At 67.5% G+C, this 676-nt stretch carries 1 protein-coding gene; it reads right to left on the bottom strand.

The window, feature by feature from the left end; genetic code table 11:
• Positions 1 to 676, bottom strand: a 676-nt coding sequence (locus AC1DWF_RS35050; protein ID WP_476843075.1) for an ABC transporter substrate-binding protein, incomplete at both ends; no start/stop codon positions are given.

Raw genomic sequence — 676 nt, forward strand, 5'->3', positions numbered from 1 at the left:
GGGCCAGACATGCGGGTAGGGGTTGGTCTTGATGACCATGCCCGCCGAGCGCAGCCGGTCGAGCGCATCGGGCGGCGGCGCCTCGATGAAGTTGACCTGGTTCGTCAGCAGCGCGGCCACGCGGGTATTGGCGTCGGGGATCGGCAGCAGCAGCAGGCGGTCCAGCTTCGGCCGGCGCGCCACGTCCCAGTAGTCGGCGTTGGGGAGCAGCACGGCGCGCTGGCGCGGGACGATCGACTGCACCTTGAAGGGCCCCGTGCCCGACGGCTCGCGGCCGAAGGCCTCCCAACTGCCGAGCCTGCGCCATTGCGCGGGGCTGGAGATGTGCAGGAAGACGACCTGGTCGAGCATCGAGGCGTCGGGCGTGTCGCTGCCGATCGCCAGTTTGAACGCGTCGATCCTGCGCCAGTTCTTCACGCCGGGGATGCGAAAGGACAGCGTCAGGTTCTGCTGCGGGTCGTAATGCGGCGCCTCCTTCACCAGGAGCTTTTCCAGGTTCCAGATCACGGCGTCGGCGTCGAAGTCGGAGCCGTCGTGGAACTTCACGCCGCGCCGCAGCTCGAAGATCCATTCCTTGTTGTCGGCGGGATTCGGATAGTAGCGCGCGGCCAGGGCCGGGACGATCTCGGGGATCGTCGCCTCCTGGATGAGGTTCCAGTAGACGAGGCTGTCGTAG

The organism is Aminobacter sp. P4_D5, assembly GCF_056401815.1.